Source organism: Paraburkholderia nodosa DSM 21604 (assembly GCF_000519185.1).
GTDB classification, from domain to species: domain Bacteria; phylum Pseudomonadota; class Gammaproteobacteria; order Burkholderiales; family Burkholderiaceae; genus Paraburkholderia; species Paraburkholderia nodosa.
In genome coordinates this window covers 461,527-479,659 of record NZ_JAFA01000001.1, presented here as the reverse complement: position 1 = coordinate 479,659, position 18,133 = coordinate 461,527, and the positions used below count along the sequence as shown (strand labels likewise).

Sequence of the window (18,133 nt, the reverse complement as noted above, 5' to 3'; positions counted from 1 at the left end):
ATTGTCAGGTAATGAGTTTTACGAATTTTTCACGTTCCACGCAATTGGGTTCACAGGTGCCAACGGGTATTCCTTATCCCCCGTCAGACTAAAAGGAGCGATCACATGGAGACTACCGCCGTTCCCTCCGTTCTCGAAGCGGCATTGCCGGACAAATGGATCGACGCGGATTCCTCGGTGTTTCGGGAGAATTTCGAGCGGAAGAGCTTCGACGTTTCCCACCACCTGGCGTCCCATCCGCTCTTTCAGCTTCCTCAATTGATGGAATTGGCGGAGCGTACCCTGAGAACGCGTCCAGATGACCTCTACTTCGACATGGGTGATGTCGCGCCTGGTCAAAAATGGAAAGATACGAATCGTGCGTTCTCGCCGCTGAATGCATTAAAGCAGCTGGAGGACTCCGGCGCCTGGTTCGTTTTCAGAGGCCCGCAACAAGATCCGGCCTACGCCGAGCTGTACAGGCATGCGATGGCGGAGATCAAGGGTATGGTTGGCGGCGACATCGAATCGCAGATCAAGCGCGAAGACCTCATCATCTTCGTGACGTCACCGAAGCGTGTGACGGCGTATCACATCGATCGGGAATGCAATTTCATTCTTCAAATCCATGGACGAAAGGATTTGTACGTCTTTGATCGGGAAGACCGGCAGGTTCTTCCAGAAGAGGAACTCGAGCGATTCTGGACGATCGACCACAACGCGCCGAACTATAGACCCGCGTTGCAGGACAGGGCGAAGACGTACAGACTGGCCCCCGGAACCGGCGTTCACGTTCCTGTCAATTGCCCCCATTGGTTGAAGAACGGCGACAATATTTCCGTGACGTTGAGCGTAAATTTTCAGTTTCTCAACACGCTGCGCGCGGATGTCTATCGGGCCAACTATTACCTCCGAAAGCTCGGAATCAACCCTACGCCGCCCGGACGAAGCGCGGTGCGCGATCGCGCCAAGGCCGCGGTGTTCTCGGCGGTGAATACCGCCCGCCGCGTCGCGAAGTCCGCCCTGCAAGGAAGCGACTAGCCTTACGTGTTGCCCTGGCCCGCCCCGGCCCACCGTGGCGAGCCTTGTTGTTGTGCGCACAAGCAATGGGGATCACCAGCTGCTCTGTTGGCATCACCAATTGTGACCCGCTCGAGTCAGCGAATCACCCGACCTTTTCAACCAGCGCTCTCCAGCTGGCGAGTATCGGTTCGCGCGCAAACATCTGGAGATGCGCGCGCGCCTCGGAAATTCGCCGAACACGCTCCTCGTCCGGCATTTCGGCCAGCGAACGCATACCATACGCGATGGATTCGCGAGCCAGCGGATCGGCGCACAGCATCGCGCCGCCGCCAACTTCCGTCAGGATGCTCCCGCGGGAAACGAGACATGGCAAATCGTGCTCTATCGCCTCGATCACCGGCATTCCGAATCCTTCCAGCAGACTCATCAGCACGAAACCGGATGCGTTGCGATAAAGCCAGCGAAGCTCGTCATCTTTCGTATAGCCCGGCATCACGACACCCGGAGATTGCCGGGCGAGTTCAATAGCGGCGTCGGCACCAGACTCGCGCCCTCCGACAACAACATACTGCCATCCTTTCTCCACAAGCCCGCTCGCCGAGAACGCCTCGATACAACGGGCCTGGTTCTTGCGGTCGCCGATATTCCCCACCGTCAGCAGAAAACGGCGCGAAACGCCTTCCACCGGACGCCCCTCTCCTTTCTTGACTCCCAAACGGGTTGGAATATAGATGACATTCGACGAGGCAAAGTCATTGCCGAACAGCGCGTGAAATTCCCGCTGCGACGTCTTGCTGACGAAAACCATATGGGGCTTCATCCGCCGGATCTCGTCATAAGCCCGAACATACAATTCATTGACACCCGGCGCGAAATACTGAGGATGTGTGATCGGACCAACATCGTGGCAGAGCACGATGTCTCGTGCTTCCAGGCGATGGCGCACGACGCTGAGCGGGTCGAGATGCAGCGTAGGGCGTGGATCGCGCATTACCGGCAAAAGAGAAACCAGCCGCGACCTGTTGACCCGCGCAATGGTTTCCTTGTGGGTCAAGCGGCCTGCGATCCGGCGCATCAGATCGTTATGGGGAAATTCGCGAAATCGTCCATAGTGGACCCTCGTCACCCTGGCGCCGAGCGTTGAAATGATGTCCTTCCCCAAAAAGAGCTTGCCGGTTCGATCATTGAGCGCCAATGAGAAGTCGACATCAATAGACATTACGTGCCCCCAATATCGCTTTTCTATAAGGAATTCAGCCGCTCACGGCCTTCACGGTGTCGAACATGCTGCGCGCCGCCTGTCTCCAGGTGAAGCGGCCAGCCTGCCGGAGCCCGGCGGATATCAGGGACTGCCGCACAGGTTCCTCGTTGAGTACGGTCAATATACTCATCCGCCAGGCGTCCGGGTCGAACGGATCGGCATAGAGCACTGCCTTGCCGCAAACTTCCGGAAGCGCACCAAACGGCGCAGCGACGACCGGGCAACCCAGCGCCATCGCCTCCAGCGGCGGCAGACCAAACCCTTCCGTAAGCGAAGGGAAGGCAAGTGCGCCGGCATGGCTCATCAGCCCAACGAGCTCGGCGTCGCTAATGCGGCCGGTAAATCGCACGTTGGCAGGCACGACATGCCCAACACTTTCGAAGTCGGCCTGCGTCGCATTGCCGAACAGCACGAGTTCGACGTCGCTCAGCTGTGCGCCGGCGAAGGCCTTGAGCAAAATGCCGATGTTCTTGTGTTTCTGGGTGTTCGCGAGTGCGAGCACGTAGCGCCGCGGCTTCAGGCTCAATACAGCGAGCTGCCGCGCGTCGGGCTGGACCTGCAGAACATGGTCGCAGCCGTTATGCACAACGACAATTTTGTCGGCGCTGGCAACGCCATAGCGCACAAGCTCGCCTTTAGAAAACTCGGATACGGTAAAGATGATCTTGTGCCGTTTGCCGATGAAAAAGTAGAGCGATTTGTACCAAAGCCGGAAAGCAAGTGAATAGGATTCCGGGGCCGAATACACCTGTGCGTCGTGGATCATCGTCGCCGAATCCCGATGAATCAGTGGCCCGAGATTGCACAGATTAAGAATAAAGTCCCTTCTGCGAGCCAGTGGAAAATAGCATTGCTCCCACGCGATCCGGTGAATCTTGCGAACCCAGCGACTCTCGCGAACGCACGAAATATTGCGGTAAAGCGGAATCTCGACGCGGTCTCTGACGACGAGGGTGCAATCGACACTGCTGCCGGCTTGCCCGGCAATCAGCGCATCGGTCGCAGCAACGAGTTGCTCGGCAACCTTGTGCACGCCCGTCGGCGCTGCCCCGAAGAACTTGCCATTGAACGCTATCGTCTTCGACGCGATCGTTTTCATAACCCCCTCCACGTTCAAGCGCCAATGCTCTTCAGTCAATAGCCCGGCAACCGGTCAGATGGCCGCTCAAGCGGCAGCAACGATAGCTCCAGAGGTTTCGGGCAGGGTTCGCGCAACGCGATGTCCGTCCTCACTCAGGACAGTGCGGCTTTCTCCGACGGGTATGCTATCGACCCAGCCAGCGCAGCACTGCTGGATACCGCACGCAAACGCGTGCGTGTTCAGCCTGCACGCGGGCGAGCGCTACGCAAGGCCTCAAACGGGTGTATCGGCCGCCGTGGCGTCGAGAACCGCTTTAGGCGTCGATCGGCCAAATCGGGAAACGAGCCACGCACGGATGGGCGTATCGACGAAACGCATGATGAGATAACTGGTCAGCAGGATCACAGGCAAGAACACGGCGGCCTCCAGAATCGGATCCTTTCTGTGCATCAACTGCTGGTAGACGCCGTTGAGCCAGACAAACGTGGGGTAATGCAGTGCGTACACGGGATACGACAATTCGCCAAGAACGAGTGCGACCGTCCGCACAGGCCCGGTGAGTGCAATCGAAGATCCGCCGAGGATCAGCAACGGCATCACGGCGGCAGCCCACAACCACTGCACGTAGAACGGGATCTGGCCGTTCCACCCCATAATGACCAGGGTTGCGATGCATGCCGGAAGAAATAGCGACTTCCAGATCTTCAACGAGAGCAGCCCGAATTTCACATGACCGTGATAAAGCAGGACGCCCAGATAATAAGCGCCAAATACACGCGGAAAGCCGGAAAGGAAAGTCTGTGGCGTATCGCCTCCCATGCCAGCTACCGCCGTAAGCGCATAGCCCGAGATCGCCACGACGAGCGCGAACTTCATTCCGTCGAATCGGCGCGTGAGCATCCAGAAGAGGTTGACGACCAGCTCGAGGAAAAGCGTGTATTCGGGGCCATTGAGCGGAAACACCTGCGGCCCTCCAATTGCATGCGGAGCGCCGAAGGTCGGAATGCACGATAGACCAAGGAGCGTGGCGGCCGCGAGCCAGCCTGGAGAGATGTCCGAATCGTGAAGCAGAACATATCTCGCCCCCAGATACGATGCACTCAACAGAGTTCCGATCACGATCATCGGCATCAGCCGTATGAGTCTGATACGCGCGAAAAGCGCGCCGCTCATCCCTCTTTCGAAGCGACCACGATATGCCACGCACAGGACGTAACCCGACAGGCCAAAGAAGAAGTCGACAGCAATACCGGCGTTGGGGGCCAACCCTGGGATCCCCAGCCAATGATTGAGGTGAAAGAGCAGGACCGATATGGCTGCGAGGCCGCGCAGGCAATCTGGCACCGCCAAATGGGAGTCTTTTTTCATCGCGTGCGACTAACACCAGCTCTTTAGACAACGTTCTTCGCTACCAGGTTGTTTCCGAACCGGAAGTACCTTCAGGCGCTTGTGCATAGGGTACGGCGCAACCATGAGCGCCCCTAGCGCTTGTTCGTCGATTGCGTACGGTCAGGCACAATGCCGGCGGCTCTCGACGCGCTAAAAGCTCTCGGGTCGTTCAGGCGTCAGCTTTCCACGAAAAAAGTCCCACAATCCGATCAGATTCCCCATCAGACGCCCTCGCCGGTCGATCCATGGCTCCGGAGCAAAGCTTCGCACGACGTTGCTCGCGATATTGCGTATGACATGATCGACCGCCGGGCGCAACGGCATCGTCTTCTTTTTCACCAGATAGAACGGATTGATCACCTGCGAATAACCCAGTTTGCATCCGGACACCCTGCCGCGTTTGACTCCCAGGTGCACGCCGAGCGCCGTGTTGATACGCACGACGAGATAGCCCCGATTCCAGATCTGGCCTCCGAAATCGCGATCCTCCTGCCAGCCATACAGAACGAGGCGCTCATCGAAGCGCAGGCCCGCGATACTGCTGGCGCGGAACGCCATGTTGCACCCGTAGGGACCACCGGTCGGCGCGACGATCAACCTTTCCGGAAGATCGCCGATCTTCCCAACCATGGCGCGCCCTTCTTCGACGGAATAACCTGGCCCATGAATGCCATCCGCGATGACGGTTCCGGTGACACAGGCAATAGACGGATCGCTATCCAGCGCCTTGAGGACTTCCGCAGTCCACTCGCTATGCATCAGAAAGTCATCGTCCAGGAAAACCACGACGTCGACATCGTCCGGCACATGGTTCAATGCATGATTGCGTTGCGTCGTGAGCCCGGGTCGCCCCTTCAGCACGATCATGCCGGGTCGGACTGACAAGTCGCCAACGTCCTCGTCCGAGACGCAGGAGACGATGATCAGATCAGGTTTAACCGTTTGCACGTCGACGAAGGCAACGACATCCTTGAGAATGTCTGCGCGACCACGAGTGGCAAAGATCAGGCAGATTTTCGGATCTCTGCCAGGTGAAGGCTGACTCATTGACTCGGCCATCGTGACCCGCGAACTGAAGCTCGATTCCATCATTGACCTCATCGACCATTGCCCGCACGAATGCGGAGGACGCGGCATCGGCACGCACCCGCAGATCTCACGCGTACACCACAACGCATGCGCAAAGCGATTCGCGGCGTTCGTTATTCGAGCCATCTGCCAAATCTCGCCGGCAAGGAGACACCTTCGTTGATTCCGAGAATCTCCCGAAACAAGCCGGCTTTCCAGATCCCGAAAGTCAACATGACCAGCAACGATCCTTCCGCGAGTATTCGCGCGTAGACCATACCTGCTGCCCCCCAGTGGCTGGCAAGGGGAATGGCTGTCACCAGGTTCACTGCAGCGCTGATCACCCCGCTCCAGGCAAGCAGCTTCTCAAGTTTTCGGGGAATCAGGAAATAGATACCGAGTACCCGCGTGCAAACGGTAAGCGGCAGAATAAACACCAAAATGTTAAGAACCGGGACGGCATGACGGAGCTCCGGTCCAAATACCAGCGGTATGAGCCATTCAGAGAGCAATCTCGTGAGGATCACGCCGGCTACCGCTCCGACAAAGAAGATGGCAAATGTTCGCCGGGCAAGCAGATTTGCTCTTGCCGGGTTACGGGTGACCAGATACATCACCTTCGGCGCCAGAATCTGCGCGGCGGGCGCCATGATACTCAATGCCGCACCCACCAGGCGCTCAGACAGACCAAAGGCACTCACTTCCTGGGCCGCGGCCAGCAGCGACAGAATGTAGGTCGATGCATCGAGCACCAATATCGCTGTTCCGCTGTAGATGAAGATCGTTGCCGACCGCTTGATCAGACCCACGGCTGCACTTACGGGTGAAATGAAGCCGCTGTATTCTTTTCGAACAAGCCAATAAGCTACCAGCGTCTGAATCATGCTGGAGGCAAAAAGCACGGGGAACGCCCGGTCGACATCAGCCGGCTTCCGAATGAAGGTAAATATCAGTGCGAGCGAAAGCACGAGCCCCAGTACTTCGATCAGGACATTTGTCCGCGGACGTCCCGTGCTGGTGAAATACCAACCGATGTTGAAGGCGCACAGCAGCCCTCCGGCGACGACGAAAAAACCCGCAAGAGGCACATTAGCAATAATTTCCGACCTGCTAACCGCAATGCCGCCGACAATCGCAGCGGGAATGGACAATAGCAGCCGGGCCGTAAACTGATCCCGAAAAATCGTATCGCGTTCGCTCGCGATTTCGGTATGGACGATATCCCGTCCTCCGACGGTAGAGAACCCGAAGTTGACAACCAGCCAGAGCGCACTGGAAAGTGACAGTCCGGCCAACACCACGCCGTAACCACTCGAACCCAGCACTCTTCCGTAATAGGGAATCAGGATGAGGGGGTACAGGTAACGTACCGCATATGAAAAATAAACAGCCAGCAGTTCCAGCTTTGAAAGCGACGCGTGTACCTTATTCATGAGCCCCCCTGGCAACCCATCCGCCACGCGCGGGCACACGTCGCAGCACACGCGGCGAGAGTGCGCCCGCTGCGGCCGCAAATATATAGAAACAAGTACCCAGTTCGAAGACGCTAAGTGAAGCTGAGGCCACGATCAACGTCGCGATCATGGCGTGTCGCGCCGCATAGGAAATGGCCCGCTCCGTGAACGGGTAATGGGCGGGTACCGGCACCAGCAAGGTCTTGCCAAGGAACATCCCGTAACACACCACCCCCACGACACCAAGGCTTGCCACCAGCACCACCAGAAAGCTCGACGCGCGAATGCTTCCCAGTCCAACGCCTATTCCATACGTATCGAAGAAGTTGGTGATACCCTGAGAATTCCAGCCCATTCGCTCGACACCGGAGTCACTGCCCGCCTTGCTCAGGATCGCGGCGTCGACGAAATCCCCGAGCACTTTCACCACCCCCGGCAGAAAGAGGATCACATAGAGCACGCCCAACAGGCCCGCGCACAACGAGATAACCGACAGTCGTTGCTTGCGTACCGTAGCGAAACGCGAGATCACACCGGGCCGGCTGACGAGCAGGACGAACTGGTACGCCCCTAACCCGACATACGCGGTTCCCGAGGTCGACAACAGCAGGAGGCATCCCGTTACAGTCGCAAGCGGACCGGCCAGCTTCGGTCGATAGCCGACGAGCCAGAGATTCAGGCAAAAGACAAAGAGCGGCAGCGTAAAAGCGGCGAAACCGGAGGTCTCACTGAACGTGCCGCTGATGCGAACCATTCCGGCCATTTCCTGGCCGGTCAAATCGGCAAACTGTGCCGTCTTGATGGCCGAGAGAATGTCGAGGCCCGCCGCGTGTGCGACGATATCGATCAGGCCGGCAAATGCGTCAAGCGAGGCGAGCAGGAAGATGGCGTTTGCGAGCGTACGGTACACACCACGATATTTCAGGAACGCAAACATGGAGCAATACACCGCGACGTCGGCAATACAATAGATCGTCTGGGACAGGTTGCCGGAGACAGGCCCTAGCGGCTGCAATACGATGAACTGGCTGCTGCGGTCGACAGGGAACACCAGCGTCGCGCCGCTCAGCACGCGCGGCAGCAAGATGGCGCCAGCGACGGCCCACAGGCAGTTGCAGAGCAGCCAGAAGCCGGGCTTGTCCTGCGCGACCGCGCCAGCGAGCCCCTTCCCGCCCACGAGATTGAACGCCCTGAGTGCGAAAAACGCGAGAAAGACTTGCGCCGGCAAGATGCCGATGCCGCCCAGTCCGAGCGCGAGCGTACATCCGAACAGGGAAAACGCCGCCATGCCGTAAATCGCGCCGCGATACGACACGTAGAGCGCCGCCAGCCCGGCGACGAACACGATGACTCCGAATATCGTCAGTTCCACTTGCCGAAACCCCCATCCGTTCACCCAACTTTCTTGCGTGAACGTTGCCGTTATCGCGCCAACTCAGGCTGAATGCCAACGCCGCACCACCGGCGGCGCATCAGCAATCGCCTTGTCGGCATCCATTGCTCGTTCCACGACGCTTAAAAATTCCTGCTTGAATCGCTCTTGCGTAAAACGCATCGCATTGCGACGGCAAACTTCCGCTTTGAGCGCTGGCAACCGCTCGAAACGCTCCACGGCATCGACGATCGATGCCACGCTCTGCTCACTGAAGAAGAGCCCCGTGCCGCGCTCGGGATCCGGCGAATCCACCACGATCTCCCGCGACCCTCCACGACCCAAAGCGATGACCGGCGTGCCGCAGGCCTGTGCCTCGACAACCGAAATGCCAAAGTCTTCTTCCGCGGCAACGACGAACGCCCGCGCACGCTGCATGTAGTCGACCAAAACCTCGTCGGGCTGATAGCCAAGCAAGGCCACATTGGACGTAGCACACCCCTTGACGCGTGCAAAATCGGCGCCGTCGCCGATCACCACGAGACGCCGCGACGGCATCGCGGCAAATGCCTCGACGATGAGAGGGATCCGCTTGTATGGCACCATCCGCGAGGCGATCAAATAGAAGTCTTCGTGGTGCTTACCCAATTCGAATCGCTCCACATCGACTGGCGGATAGACCACGGCAGCTTCGCTGCCGTAGGCCTTGCGAATGCGCCGCCCCACAAACGCGGAATTGGCAACGAAGGCATCCACACCATGCGCCGTGCGCTGATCCCAGATACGCATGTAATGAAGCAATGCGCGCACGATCCAGCTTTTCATGCCGCGCTGCAGTCCGGCCTCGCACAGATACTGATGCTGCAGATCCCACGCGTAGCGAATCGGCGAATGGACATAACTGACGTGCACCTGGTTGGGCCCCGTCAAGATGCCTTTTGCTACGGCATGGTTCGAAGAAATCACGAGATCGTACGAAGAGAGATCGAACTGCTCGATGGCCAGCGGCATGAGCGGGAGGTAAGTCCGAAACGATTTGCGTGCCCGCGGCAGATGCTGAATAAACGAGGTCGTTGCATGCCTGCCACCCAGCACCCCACGCAGCGACTCCGGGAAGAAGTCGACGACGCTGTAAAGATCCGCCTGTGGAAACAGCTGAAGAATCTGCTCGACTACCTTTTCGGATCCCGCGTAGGTGACGAGCCACTCATGCACGAGCGCGACACGGCCGAACCGGCGTGTATCGTTGGCAAGATTGGATGCAAGCGTTACGTTAGCCACGGCGAGATCTCCTCGATCAACCTGGTGGCAGTCGCTTGCCAGGTTAGTTCTGCGGTCCGGGCGCGGCCTCGCTCGCGCAGACGCTCACGCAACGCGGCATCGCTCGTGATTCGTTCAAGCAAGCTCGCGAGTTCCGCCGGATCGTCAGGCGACGTGTAGAGAACGGCGTCGCTGCACGCCTCCTGGACAGCCGGCAGCCGCGAAGCGATGACGGGGCAGCCAAGCGCCAGCGCCTCGACTGGTGGCAGTCCGAAGCCCTCGTAGCGCGACGGATAAACGAAGCACGCTGCGCGGCAATAGAGCGCCGCGAGTTCGCCGTCACTCACGTACCCGAGATGCTTCACGAACTCGGGCAACGCCTCCTGGCCCGTTCCGTAGACTCGTGCATCGCCCCCGCCCACGACAATGATGTCGAACTGAGCGTCACGGATGAGTCGTGCAGCATCGGCCACAAGCTGAAAATTCTTGTGACGGTTGAGGCTGCCCACCGCAAGCACGAATGGACGCTCGCCAAACGCGTTTGCCGCCTTGCCTCCATCCTGTTGCACTCGCAACATGTGCTCGCCGCTCTCCGGTACAACGCCGATCTTGTCTACAGGAATCCGGTAAGCGTCAGACAGCTCGCGCCGGGAAAATTCGGACACGGTAATCACACGCCGAGATATGCGGCCAAGACGCGGCGCCATCAGGCGATACCAGGCAACGAAAGACCGGCTGTAGCTGTCCGGCACGCGCGCAGGCGCCGCGTCGTGCAGCACCGTGATTTGACGGCGATACCATAGGGGTCCGGAGTTGCAGAGATTGAGCAGCAACCGGCCGCGTGCGGCTTGCGGCAGCGCCAGTTGTTCCCAACGCAGGCCACCGCCCTTTCCACTCGCGCGCAACGCGACGTGCCGAAATGGATTCGGCATCGCGGCCAGCGCGTCGGGTACGATGATTTCGGTCCGCAATCCGGCGACGCGCGGGTCGCGCAACTCGATCAATTGATCGAGCGCCCGGATGGTTTCGAACGCAAAGCGATCGACACCCGTCGCGCGGCGACCCAGGAAGCGGCCGTTAATCATCAAATTGGGGGCAAGCACGTGTTTCATCCCAAGGTGGAAGGCGTCGCTCATGGCCGCATTCGGCTGGCCACGCGATGCAATTCATATGTCTTGAAGTGTCGCCGGTCTTCGCACCGGCGAATGTTCGCCGTCGCTCATGTCACGCCAACTCACGCATCCAGTGCCGGTCCTGGAGAGTCGGTTGCGAATTGCGATGGAACGTAGCCGCTAATGCGATTGGCGGATCCGGTCAAATGACGGATGACTAAAAGCATCCAGACCGCCCGTGAAGTGGGCTGAAGCAGGGTGACTCCGCTTCAGCCCAGGAGGCGCCGCTTGACTGGCAATTCGATGGACCGCGGCGCGGCCACCGAAGCGCACACGACTGCCGGCAGAAACCCGCTATTCCGCCCTTGCACTCCCTGTATCCTTGGCAAAGCCGTAGCTCGAATAGCCGTACGCGGCATATTCGTTGCCATAGCGACCCGGACGCGATGTCATGTCGTTGAAGATCACGCCGCGAATTGGCACGCCGACCTGTTCGAAGCGACGCACGGACTCGCGCAGATCGGCCACGCTCGTCGCGCCCTGTCGCGCGATCACGAACACTGTGCCCGCCAGTTTCCCGATGATCCCGGCGTCGGCCACCGGCAAAATCGGCGGCGCGTCGATCAGCACGAGTTCGTACGTCGAATTGGCCCACGCCACGAAGTTCCTGAAAGCGTCTTTTTGCAGCAGTTCGCTGGCATTGGTCACATAGCCTCCGGTCGCGACGAAGTCGACACCCGGCATCACGTCGCGATTCACCACGTGGTCATAGCTTTGGCAGGACTCGAAGATGTTAGTGACGCCTGGCATACTCGGCACTGCCATATGCTGGTTCAGCGAGCCCCGCCGCAGATCCGCGTCGACCAGGAGTACACGTTTGCCCGACGCACCGAATACGGCCGCCAGATTGACGGAGACGAACGACTTGCCGACCATCGGTGTCGGCCCCGCCAGCAGCACGATACGATTGTCCGCGTCCTCCAACGAATGTTCGAGCGCGGTACGGAAGCTGCGCAGGCTCTCGACCGCCGGGTCGAACACGGCCTTGTGCGCGAGCACCGTATTCGCGCCCGGCGCGCCGTGCGGCAAACGACGCGCAAGCGAATGCTGAATGCGGCTGCGCGGTACGGCCGCGAAGACTGCCAGCCCGGTGCCCGCTTCGATCTCGTCCACGACGGAGACGCCGCGGTTGAGCCTCTGACGCAGCAGCACGAGCGCAGCGCCGGCAAACAATCCGGTAAACACGGCCGCGACCACGATAATTGCGCGCTTCGGCCGAATCGGTCCTTCAGGCGGCACTGCGGCGTCGATCATGCGCACGTTCGACACACGCCCTGCCTTGATCAGGCGCAGTTGCTCGCGGCTGTTCAAAAGATTGGTGTAGATGTTCGTATCGACAGTCACTTCCCGCTGTAGGCGCACGAGCTCCTGCTCCACCGGCGGCAGCGCGCGGGTCTGCCCCGCCAGGTGTTCCAGCGACTTCTGCGCTTCGGACAGTTGCCCGTTGATGGCGACGAGAGCCGGGTTGTCGTCGGTGAAACGGGCCATCGCCTGCGCGCGTTGCTGTTGCAGATCGGCGATACGCTGCTGCGCCAGCGCCGAACTCTGCAACAGTGCCGAAGCCTCGGCATCCAGATTGACAGCGCCGTGCGCCGATCGGAACGAGTTGTACTCGTTCTCGGCTTTCTCGAGCTGGGCCTTGAGCAGAGGCAACTGCCGGTCAAGGAAGGCGATCTGCTTTTCCGCCTCTTCCTGCGTGCGCTGGGCGTTCTGCCGGATGTATTCGTTGCCGATCGCATTGAGAATGGTGCTGGTGAGTACCGGGTCATCGCCATCCAGGGCAACACCAATGACGTCGGATTCCTTGCCCTTTTCCGTAATGGCGATTGCCGTCTGCAGCGACTGGATCGCGCTCAGTTCGGACAGGCGCATCACGTTGAAGACCGTGCCCGGTTGTCCATCGATCCGGCCGACGACGAGGTCGATCGAGCCGCCCACTGTCGGGGCGTGCAGCGTTTGTCCCACTCGCCCTTCGAGCGTGATGCCGCCACCTTCGAGCGTGTAGGTCCCGTTGCCCCGGTAGGTCAAGACGAACGGTCTGCCCTGCAGGCGCGTCGGCACGTCGAATTGCGTTACCTCGATCGCCTCGTCGCCCCATGCGTAACCGCCCCATCCCGACCAGTGGTCGAGGCTCAGATGGCGCGCAGCCCAGCGGCCCACCATGGGGAAATAGCGTGGCGTTGCCTTGATATAGAGCTTGGTCGCATCCACCGCCGACGACACGACCATGCGCGAACGCAATACCTCCATTTCCGCGGAGGCCTGGGTCTTGACCGCGAACTGGGAGGAAAGATCGGCCAGCGCCGATTTCGCCGCGTTCGGGCTCTCCTCCACCTGAATGAGCATGTCCGATTGATAGACGGGCGACGCCAGTACCGCATAGAGGGTGCCGATCAGCGTAAAGATCACCGTAACGATCAGGATCGTCTTGCGGCCCGCGTAAAGCGTATCCAGAAAATTGCCCATATGTCCACCGTCGGGGGCGATCGGCATGATCGTCTCCGCAGGTCCTTCGAGCAGATAGTCGCGATGATTCATCTTGTTCCCCCGAAAGCGAACAGGTCGACTGACGCGGTTCGTTTGGTTTGTATTGTTCATGTGCACATCAGTATCCAATCGCACGGCTCGTCGCCGCGGCCTGGGTCGTCGGCAAAATCAGGCTGATGACACGACTCCACTTCACGAGAGCAGACGTATCGACGAACACGACATCGTTGGGCTTCAGCTCGAACGAGTCGGCTGTGGCCATTGCAGAAGCGCTGCTCGCGTCGAGATGGAACACGACCGGCTGGCTGGTATCGCGTCCACGCACGACATACACCTGCGAAGCATCGCCCGACGACTGGTTGATCCCTCCCGCGTTGCCAAGTGCCTCGTTGAGCGACATACGTCCGTTATTGAACATCACGCCGCCAGGACGCTCGACCTCGCCGACCACGAAGACCTTGCTGTCCGTCTGTGCAAAGATCCGCACGAGGTCACCATCGTGCAGAATGATCCGGTCGGGATTGAACCCCTTGCGGATCATCGCCGGCATATCGATATCCACGGTGGCGTCTCCACGTGTCACAGACACATGCGAGCGGTCGGCATTGCTCGTGAAACCGCCGGCCCGGTTGATCGCCTCGGGCAACGTCATCGGTCGGTCGTTGAGCACCTGCACGCCCGGTGTCTTGACTTCGCCGTCGAGATACACGCGCTTGCTGCGATAGGTCTCGATGCGTACGGTGATCTGCGGCTGACGTACGTATTTCGCGAGCTTCTCCGCGAGGATGTCGCGCACGCCCATCTCCGAAAGACCGGCGACTTTCAGCGGACCAATATAGGCATACTGAATAAAGCCGTTGGTATCGACGGTGTAGCCGGACGCAACCGAACTGGCGCCAGAAGGACCGTCGCCGCCGCCGCCGCCCGCGGGCAGGTTGAGTTCGGGGTGATCCCAGACGACGATGGTGAGAATATCGCCGGGGCCGATTTCATAAGGAGTGGCTTTGGCAAACATCTTCTCCACGTCCGTGGGAATGCCCTTGGGTCGCGCCGCAGCTTCCTTGTCCACCAGGTCCCTCGTGATCTCGACGAGCGTACCGGATGGCGCACCGGCGATGCCCTTGGCCACCACACTATCGGGCACTGCCGGACCGGTTGCCGCACCGGCGCCCGGGTTCGCGCCGGCGCCGGCCGCGCCGGATGTGTAGGTCATGCCCGGCGCCAGGGCACAGCCGCTCAGCGCCGTGAGCGCCAGGCAAACGGCACACGCGGCCCCGCGGCGCAGCGCGCCCGCCAGTCCAAAATCCCGCACGACACGCGCGTGCGCAGTCCCGATCCAGTTCATCGCGTTCAGTCCCATCGCAAATACCCCCAATCGCTTTACACGCGTTCCAGGCCATGCCGTGTGGCCCGGATACCCGAAATGCCAGTCGCTCTCGCCCGTTCCCTTTTCTACTCAATACGCGCCAGTTCCGCGAATCACGACGAAAAACGTCTTGAACAGAATCCCGATGTCCTTCCGGAAGGTCCAGTTCTCCACATAGGAAACGTCGAGCAAAACGCGCGTGGCGTAGTCGATGTCGTTGCGCCCGCTCACCTGCCACAGGCCGGTGATACCCGGCGTGGCCATCAGGTAGTACTTTCTCGCCTCGCCATAGCGCTCCAGTTCCTGGTCGATGATTGGCCGCGGACCGACAAAACTCATCTGGCCGCGCAGGACGTTCCAGAGCTGCGGCAGTTCATCGAGGCTCGAGCGGCGCAGAAAGTGGCCGATCCGCGTGACGCGCACATCGTTCTTCAGCTTGAATTCACGCTCCCATTCGGCGCGGGCCTCGGGGTCGCGCTCGAGCAGATCCTTGAGCACCTGCTCCGAGTTCACCACCATCGACCGGAACTTGAGACAGCGGAATTTCTTGCCATGACGGCCTACGCGCGTATGGCCGTATAACGCCGGACCGCCGTCGCGCTTGACCAGCAGCCCGAGCACGACGAGCAGCGGCGAGAGCAGCACGATCGCACTCACCGCCGCCACGATGTCAAAGACGCGCTTCAAGGCGTGCCCAATGACGGCGTTGCGAACCGCGTCGCGCGCACCGACCTCGTAAGCTTCCCGGCGCCACCATTCACGGGTCAGTCGCAGCACGCTGAATTCCGAAAAGAACAGCGTGTGCGACAGCAGCAGGGAAATACCCGTCGTCAACGTCCAGTACATGAACCACGGCAACGCCAGCAGATGATCGTGATGAATCGCGTAAAGGAGCACGAGTCCGCAAAGCTGCACCGCGAGCCAGGCGAACGCCGTGCGGCCTGCGACGCTGAAAAGCGACCGGCTGCCACGCGTGCCATAGGTCCCGCAGGCGGGAAAGACCGAGAGGGCGAGCGCTGCGCAAAATGCCACCAGCGTGGGATCGGGGTGATGCACCGCGGCGACCTGTCCGGAATTCAGATTCAGGTGTACGGCGCATATGGCGCCCAGCACGATCAGCACGACATCGACCGTACGTTGCAGCACGATATCGACCGTACGTTGCGCAAAATCTGACCGTTGCGTTAACTCTGACATTTCCCTACCCCAGTGCGTGTCGTGTTCGTCAGACGTTCATGGGCCGGCGGTCGTCCGCCACCGGCGAACGCACGGAAATCCCCGTCTCAGGCGATCCATACGTGCATGCCGCCCGCCCCGATAACCCACGACAACACATTACGGCGCGAGCGACGCAGGAACCGTGCGCAATCCCACCAACAGTTTCTGATCGTCGCTGCTTCATGATCCGAACCACGTGGGGGGGCGCTCTGGAAGTCACAATGCGAGCGCTGCGTTATGTGCGCCAACGCACATAACGCAGCGTCTCTCGCGACGGCCGGTTCGGCTGATTGATATGAAGGATTACTTAATGTTTACTCTGGAAATCGCGAAAATCGGCTCTATTTTCATTATTCGATCGCGACATCTGTGGTAGACGAATCTAATCTCCTGTGGAATGTCTATCCGTTCGCCGTCGCACACATGATGTATCCAATGACGCGGCAAAATGCTTTCTGGCTGCGCACCAGTATGGGTAAGCCAATTGAAAATGCCGGCGTGGAGCGAGCAAGCGCGCGAAATCGGTAGCCGGCAACCGTTCCACGCGAGGTATACGCCGTGATGCATTCCGTAGCAACCACCCATCGTCTGCTCACCGATACCGCCAGTTCGCGACACGCAAGCCACGCGAAACGGACCTGGCCGTTCGGCATGCGCATCATTGAAGGCCTCGCGGCAGGTATCTGCGCGCTCGCATGCGCATCGGCGGTGCACGCCAGCGATGCTGTGCACGCCATGCCAGCCGAGGATTTCCTCCAGACGCTCGCTGTCGTCACGCACGTCAGCTACACCGACGGCGCGTACGTCAATGTGCACAACGTCGCCGACGATATGGCGTGGCTCGGTATTCACCACGTTCGCGACTACGCGCCGGGCTCCTCCATTCCGTTCTCGAGCTACGTCTATCTCGCGCAGCGCGGGGTGAAATTCAACTTCCTGATGGGCGCGGACTTCGAGAAGCACATCGGGCAGGTTGCGCAGTTGAATACCGAGGTGCCCGGTAGCGTTGCGGCCATCGAAGGCCCCAACGAACTCAACAACTTTCCCGTCGCTTACCAGGGGCTTACCGGCGCGGCAGCCGGGCTCGCTGTGCAGCGCGACCTCTACGCACGCGTACACGGCATGCCGGAGCTCAAGGCGGTACCCGTATACGACGCGACCGGCTTCGACCCCAAGTCAGTCGAGACGCGCGCAGCGTCGGCCGACTTTGCGAACCAGCATGTCTACCCGCAAAACGGCGAGCAGCCCCTCTGGAACGCGAACGGCGACAGGTGGATGCTTGCCGCTATTCACCTGGGCCAGAGATTTCAGTTGCCGCTCGTCATCACCGAGTTCGGCTACTTTTCATTGCCGCAGGCGGGTTGGTACATGCTCGGCGTCGACGAGGACACACAGGCCAAGGGCGTCCTCAACGGTTATATGGATGCGGCGTCGGCGGGCGTGAGGCGGCTCTATGTTTATGAACTGCTCGACGAAAAGCCCGATCCGGCGCACAAGAACGATGAAATGCATTACGGGCTCTTTCGCATCGACAACAGTCCCAAGCCGGTGGCCTACGCCATTCGCAATCTCACGTCGATCCTGAACGCCAACACCACGCGGCGCGCAAGCGCAGCGGCGAGCAACACGCTCGCCTATACGCTTTCGGATATGCCGCAATCGGCGAATAGTCTGCTGCTGCAGAAAAAGGATGGCCGCTTCGTGCTGGTGCTCTGGAACGAAACGCTCATCTGGGACCGTGCGACAGGAAAGCCGCTCACCAGCCCGCCCGCACGCGTCGGGCTCGACTTTGGCGAAACGGCAAAACGCGTCGAGCTTTATGATCCGCTCGCTTCGGCGCAACCGCACAAAATCCATCGCGACGTGCGCCAACTCACTGTGGAAGTACCCGACCACGTCATCCTGCTGGAAGTCACACCCGCAAACGTGCCGGGAACCTGAGCGCGGCGCGACCGCAGGAGGTTCGGGGCGGGCAGCCTGTCCGCCTTTGTATAATCGCGCAT

The 18,133-nt window shown here is 60.0% G+C and carries 13 protein-coding genes; 2 read left to right on the top strand and 11 right to left on the bottom strand.

The window, feature by feature from the left end:
- Positions 1–105: 105 nt before the first annotated feature.
- A complete protein-coding gene (locus tag A3CW_RS0102185; protein WP_028202104.1) occupies positions 106–1,020 on the top strand; it encodes a transcriptional regulator in 915 nt (304 codons plus the stop codon).
- 124 nt (positions 1,021–1,144) lie between these two features.
- Here the strand turns inward: A3CW_RS0102185 and A3CW_RS50545 are convergent, their stop codons facing one another.
- From A3CW_RS50545 to A3CW_RS0102130, 11 genes are all read right to left on the bottom strand, one after another.
- A complete protein-coding gene (locus tag A3CW_RS50545) occupies positions 1,145–2,221 on the bottom strand; it encodes a glycosyltransferase (protein WP_035512145.1) in 1,077 nt (358 codons plus the stop codon).
- A gap of 34 nt (positions 2,222–2,255) precedes the next feature.
- Positions 2,256–3,362, bottom strand: a complete 1,107-nt coding sequence (locus tag A3CW_RS0102175) for a glycosyltransferase family 4 protein (protein WP_028202103.1) — start codon at positions 3,360–3,362, stop codon at positions 2,256–2,258.
- A 255-nt stretch (positions 3,363–3,617) separates the two neighbouring features.
- Positions 3,618–4,712, bottom strand: a complete 1,095-nt coding sequence (locus tag A3CW_RS44900; protein WP_063750789.1) for an acyltransferase family protein — start codon at positions 4,710–4,712, stop codon at positions 3,618–3,620.
- Positions 4,713–4,883: 171 nt separating this feature from the next.
- The gene (locus A3CW_RS0102165) at positions 4,884–5,825 is read right to left on the bottom strand and encodes a glycosyltransferase family 2 protein (protein ID WP_211254024.1); all 942 of its coding nucleotides are present in this window, start codon (positions 5,823–5,825) and stop codon (positions 4,884–4,886) included.
- A gap of 110 nt (positions 5,826–5,935) precedes the next feature.
- Positions 5,936–7,234 (bottom strand): oligosaccharide flippase family protein, encoded by a 1,299-nt coding sequence (locus A3CW_RS44895; RefSeq protein WP_035512142.1) that lies wholly within the window; start codon positions 7,232–7,234, stop codon positions 5,936–5,938.
- Positions 7,227–8,627: a hypothetical protein gene (locus tag A3CW_RS44890; RefSeq protein ID WP_035512141.1), complete on the bottom strand. Its 1,401-nt coding sequence runs from the start codon at positions 8,625–8,627 to the stop codon at positions 7,227–7,229. The genes A3CW_RS44895 and A3CW_RS44890 overlap by 8 nt, the downstream gene beginning before the upstream one ends.
- 63 nt (positions 8,628–8,690) lie before the next feature.
- A complete protein-coding gene (locus A3CW_RS0102150) occupies positions 8,691–9,908 on the bottom strand; it encodes a glycosyltransferase family 4 protein (RefSeq protein WP_028202101.1) in 1,218 nt (405 codons plus the stop codon).
- Positions 9,896–11,023, bottom strand: a complete 1,128-nt coding sequence (locus A3CW_RS0102145; protein WP_245623513.1) for a glycosyltransferase family 4 protein — start codon at positions 11,021–11,023, stop codon at positions 9,896–9,898. The genes A3CW_RS0102150 and A3CW_RS0102145 overlap by 13 nt, the downstream gene beginning before the upstream one ends.
- Positions 11,024–11,353: 330 nt before the next feature.
- The gene (locus tag A3CW_RS0102140; RefSeq protein WP_028202099.1) at positions 11,354–13,597 is read right to left on the bottom strand and encodes a GNVR domain-containing protein; all 2,244 of its coding nucleotides are present in this window, start codon (positions 13,595–13,597) and stop codon (positions 11,354–11,356) included.
- A gap of 67 nt (positions 13,598–13,664) precedes the next feature.
- Entirely contained in the window at positions 13,665–14,906 is a 1,242-nt protein-coding gene (locus A3CW_RS0102135; protein WP_081771485.1) for a polysaccharide biosynthesis/export family protein, read from the bottom strand.
- 96 nt (positions 14,907–15,002) lie between these two features.
- Positions 15,003–16,109, bottom strand: a complete 1,107-nt coding sequence (locus A3CW_RS0102130) for a sugar transferase (protein WP_051481129.1) — start codon at positions 16,107–16,109, stop codon at positions 15,003–15,005.
- 582 nt (positions 16,110–16,691) lie between these two features.
- Here A3CW_RS0102130 and A3CW_RS0102125 point away from each other — a divergent pair.
- On the top strand, positions 16,692–18,071 hold the full coding sequence (locus A3CW_RS0102125) for a glycoside hydrolase 5 family protein (protein ID WP_245623512.1): 1,380 nt from the start codon (positions 16,692–16,694) through the stop codon (positions 18,069–18,071).
- The last annotated feature ends 62 nt before the right edge of the window (positions 18,072–18,133 follow it).

Bases quoted from the DNA above. Each gene is read 5' to 3' on its own strand.
- A3CW_RS50545 (WP_035512145.1), bottom strand. From the start codon at position 2,221: ATGTCTATTGATGTCGACTTCTCATTGGCGCTCAATGATCGAACCGGC.
- A3CW_RS44895 (WP_035512142.1), bottom strand. From the start codon at position 7,234: ATGAATAAGGTACACGCGTCGCTTTCAAAGCTGGAACTGCTGGCTGTT.
- A3CW_RS0102135 (WP_081771485.1), bottom strand. From the start codon at position 14,906: ATGGGACTGAACGCGATGAACTGGATCGGGACTGCGCACGCGCGTGTC.
- A3CW_RS0102165 (WP_211254024.1), bottom strand. From the start codon at position 5,825: ATGATGGAATCGAGCTTCAGTTCGCGGGTCACGATGGCCGAGTCAATG.
- A3CW_RS0102185 (WP_028202104.1), top strand. From the start codon at position 106: ATGGAGACTACCGCCGTTCCCTCCGTTCTCGAAGCGGCATTGCCGGAC.
- A3CW_RS0102140 (WP_028202099.1), bottom strand. From the start codon at position 13,597: ATGAATCATCGCGACTATCTGCTCGAAGGACCTGCGGAGACGATCATG.
- A3CW_RS0102130 (WP_051481129.1), bottom strand. From the start codon at position 16,109: ATGTCAGAGTTAACGCAACGGTCAGATTTTGCGCAACGTACGGTCGAT.
- A3CW_RS0102125 (WP_245623512.1), top strand. From the start codon at position 16,692: ATGCATTCCGTAGCAACCACCCATCGTCTGCTCACCGATACCGCCAGT.
- A3CW_RS0102175 (WP_028202103.1), bottom strand. From the start codon at position 3,362: ATGAAAACGATCGCGTCGAAGACGATAGCGTTCAATGGCAAGTTCTTC.
- A3CW_RS44900 (WP_063750789.1), bottom strand. From the start codon at position 4,712: ATGAAAAAAGACTCCCATTTGGCGGTGCCAGATTGCCTGCGCGGCCTC.
- A3CW_RS0102145 (WP_245623513.1), bottom strand. From the start codon at position 11,023: ATGAGCGACGCCTTCCACCTTGGGATGAAACACGTGCTTGCCCCCAAT.